At 65.5% G+C, this 3,302-nt stretch carries 5 protein-coding genes; all 5 read right to left on the bottom strand.

Annotated features, from left to right (window positions below; translation table 11 throughout):
- Window positions 1-349, bottom strand: a 349-nt coding sequence (locus NBV68_RS18715; protein ID WP_296312929.1) for a ThiF family adenylyltransferase, incomplete at its 3' end; no start/stop codon positions are given.
- Window positions 346-777: a DUF983 domain-containing protein gene (locus NBV68_RS18710; protein WP_296312928.1), complete on the bottom strand. Its 432-nt coding sequence runs from the start codon at window positions 775-777 to the stop codon at window positions 346-348. The genes NBV68_RS18715 and NBV68_RS18710, both read right to left, overlap by 4 nt.
- Window positions 778-888: 111 nt before the next feature.
- The gene (gene dnaA / locus NBV68_RS18705) at window positions 889-2,292 is read right to left on the bottom strand and encodes a chromosomal replication initiator protein DnaA (protein WP_296312935.1); all 1,404 of its coding nucleotides are present in this window, start codon (window positions 2,290-2,292) and stop codon (window positions 889-891) included.
- Window positions 2,293-2,816: 524 nt separating this feature from the next.
- Window positions 2,817-3,077: a 30S ribosomal protein S20 gene (rpsT, locus tag NBV68_RS18700; RefSeq protein ID WP_296312933.1), complete on the bottom strand. Its 261-nt coding sequence runs from the start codon at window positions 3,075-3,077 to the stop codon at window positions 2,817-2,819.
- 151 nt (window positions 3,078-3,228) lie between these two features.
- Window positions 3,229-3,291 carry a zinc finger domain-containing protein gene (locus tag NBV68_RS18695; protein WP_296312931.1) on the bottom strand — a complete coding sequence of 21 codons (63 nt, stop codon included), beginning with the start codon at window positions 3,289-3,291 and terminating at the stop codon, window positions 3,229-3,231.
- Between the last annotated feature and the right edge of the window lie 11 nt (window positions 3,292-3,302).

Here is a 3,302-nt window from a genome sequence, read left to right as displayed (position 1 = left end):
GGCTGGCGGCGTTCTCCGGCGTGATCCGCGCGTCCGAGACGTCGACGGCGAGCGAATCGTCGAAGTTCGCCAGCCAGCGCCGCGCCGAGACCGCCTTGCCGTAGCCGACATCGCGCTGCGTGAAGATCGTCTGGCGCTGGAGATTGGAGACGTCCACCACGTCATCGTCGACCAGCGCCAGCCGCCCGATCCCGCTTGCGGCGAGATATTGGAGGGCCGGTGAGCCGATCCCGCCGAGGCCGATCACCGCGACCCGCGCCCCCGCCAGCCGCACCTGGCCCGCCCCGCCGACCTCGGGCAGGACAATGTGGCGGGCGAAGCGTTCGAGCCGTGCCGGCGAGAGGCTCATGGTTCGCGCTTGCTTTCCGGCGAAAGGGGGCGGCGCTCCTGCTTGAAGGCGCCGATGCCCTGCCACCACAGGAAAGCGATCACCGCGCCCTTCACCGGCTGGAGCGTTGCGAGCAGCATGACGACGGCAACCGGCAGGATGATCGCGAGGGTGAGCCATGCGGACATCCCGCCCGAGATCATCGCGATCACCACCGGCGCGAGCAGATGGCCGACCACGAAGATGCCGATATAGGCGGGAAAATCATCAGCTTGCTGCACCGACCAGTCCTGCTTGCAATGGCCGCAGCGGTCGACCGGCTTGAGCCATTTGCGGAACAGCGCCGCTTCGCCGCAGCGCGGGCACTGGCCCTTGGCGCCGCGCATCAGCGCAGAAATCCAGCCCTGGGGGAGGGTGACAAGCTCGGGGGAAAGGCGCTGATGAGGCATGGAAAGGCTGTTTACAGCCTGTGAACTGCCTGTCGACAGGCCTGTGGATGGGCCTGTCGACAGAGCGGTGCACAAATTGTGCGGATTATGTGCGAACTAACCTTGTTTGGGTCAGCTTTCGAGCTGCCTGAGCAGGCTCCGCACGTCGCCGTCCATGTCGGCGTCGCGCTGGCGCAGGTCCTCGATGAGGCGCACCGCGTGGATCACCGTCGAGTGGTCGCGCCCGCCGAACTTGCGCCCGATCTCGGGGTAGGAGCGCGGGGTCAGCACCTTGGAGAGATACATCGCCACCTGCCGCGGACGCACCACCGCGCGGGCGCGGCGCTTGCTGCTCATTTCCGCGCGGTCGATGCGGTAGAACTGGCATACGGTGCGCTGGATCTCGTCGATGGTGATCCGGCGGCGGTTGGCGCTCAGGATATCGGTGAGCTGTTCCTCGGCCAGCTGGAGCGAAACCTCCTGCCCGGTCAGCTGCGCATAGGCGATCAGCTTGTTCAGTCCGCCGACCAGCTCGCGCACGTTGCGGGTGATGGTGCGGGCGAGGAACTCGACCACGTCTTCGGGCACGGCCAGCGGCGCGAAGCGCACCAGCTTCGAAACGAGGATCTTCTTGCGCAGCTCGATGTCGGCAGGCTGGATGTCGGCGACGAGGCCCATCGACAGGCGGCTGAGGAGGCGCGGTTCGACCCCGTCCAGCGCCTGCGGGGCGCGGTCGGCGGCAAAGACCAGCCGCTTGCCCTCGGCCAGCAGCGCATCGATCGTGTAGAGCAGTTCTTCCTGCGCGCTCGCCTTGCCGATGATGAACTGGATGTCGTCCACCAGCAGCAGGTCGAAGGAGCGCAGGCGGGCCTTGAACTCGATCGTCTGGCTCGACTTCAGCGCCTGGACGAATTCGACCATGAAGCGCTCGGCCGAGCAGTAGAAGATGCGCGCACGCGGGTGGGCCTGGAGATAGCCGTGGCCGATGGCGTGGAGCAGGTGGGTCTTGCCCTGGCCGGTCGCCGCCTTGAGGTAGAGCGGCGAGAACTGCGGCTGTTCGAGCGCCGCCATGCGCTGCGCCGCGTTGCAGGCGAGGATGTTCGCCTCGCCCGTGACGAAGGCGGCGAAGGTCAGCGAGGCATCGAGCCCGACCGAGGAGGTGAAGGTCGCATCGCCCAGCGAGCCGGCCGCCATCGCGATTGCGCTCGCGCCGTCATTGGCGGGGCGGCGGCCATCGTCGAGGCGCAGGTCGGGCAGCTGGCGGCGGCCCGGGTGGACCATGATGTTGACCTTGCGCACTTCGCTGCGCGCGATGCTCCAGGCCAGCTGCAGGCGGTCGTGGAAGCGGTCACGCACCCAGTTGGCCGAGAATTCGGTCGGCAGGTACAGATCGAGCGTGCCGCAATCGCGGTTCAGCGCGCCGAGCTGGATCGGCTTGATCCACTGGCTGTGGAGCTGATGTCCCAGATCCTTGCGCAGGCCCTGACTGATATCGGCCCAGTCGGCAGCGAGATTTACGGCTTCGGCATCTTCCATCAGGTGTTCATCGGCCTGGCGGCCAGAGGTGCGCGCCTTGTCAGTCCTGTGCACAAGCTCTTCCCCAATTCACGCGCTGCCTGCAAAGCCCGTCCCGAGGCTGCGCAGACTATTTGATTCCATTGCGACAGGCATGCCTTTCCCTTCCCCGGAATCGCAATTCCGCGGAACCCCCCTGTCGGCCAGTTTGTAAAGGCCACCCGGGCTGTCCCGCGCCGGGTGGAGTTCATGTAAAGAACGCATCGGCCCGATGCGCAAGCGCGGACTTTTAAAAAAAGTGAAATATTCCTGTTGACTCGTCTCTACCCCGCAGGCTTGCGTTGAAGTGTCTGAATTTGCACGAAAACACCCGTTTGAAATGCGCGAATCGCGGTGAATCCTGACGTTTGTGGGGGATGAGGTTGTCGCAATTGTCGCAAACGAAACGGGCCGCGCTCATGGAGCGCGGCCCGTTGGATCGCTGTGGCCGTTCGACCCCGTATTCACGCGCAGAACGCGGTAGACGGGATCGCAGGCGATTCGGATCAGAGCGTGGCGACTCGCCGCGTCAGACGCGACATCTTGCGCGCCACGGTGTTCTTGTGGAGCACGCCGCGGGCAACGCCGCGGGCCATTTCCGGCTGGGCGGCCTTGAGTGCGGCAGCCGCGGCTTCCTTGTCGCCCGCTTCGCAGGCCGCTTCGACCTTCTTGATGAAGCTGCGGATGCGGCTCACGCGCGCGCCATTGATGGCGGCGCGGTTCGCGTTGCGGATGATGCGCTTCTTGGCTTGCGGCGTATTGGCCATATTCGTGTCTGTCTCGCGTTTGCTGCGGGCCGCTTGCAGCGACCGGGAAATTGTTGGCGGTTTGCTCGAAAACGGGCGAGCGGACACATGGCCCAACCGCCGGAAAGCAGCGCGCATAGTCGCAAGCTGCCCGAAGGTCAACGATTCTCCCTTACTTCTGGCAGACGGGGCAGAACCATGTGCTGCGGCCGCCTTGTGCGATCCGCTGGATCACCCCGCCATCAT

The organism is Erythrobacter sp. (assembly GCF_023653175.1).
In the GTDB taxonomy this organism is placed as follows: domain Bacteria; phylum Pseudomonadota; class Alphaproteobacteria; order Sphingomonadales; family Sphingomonadaceae; genus Erythrobacter.
This window is presented reverse-complemented; position numbering and strand designations above follow the sequence as displayed.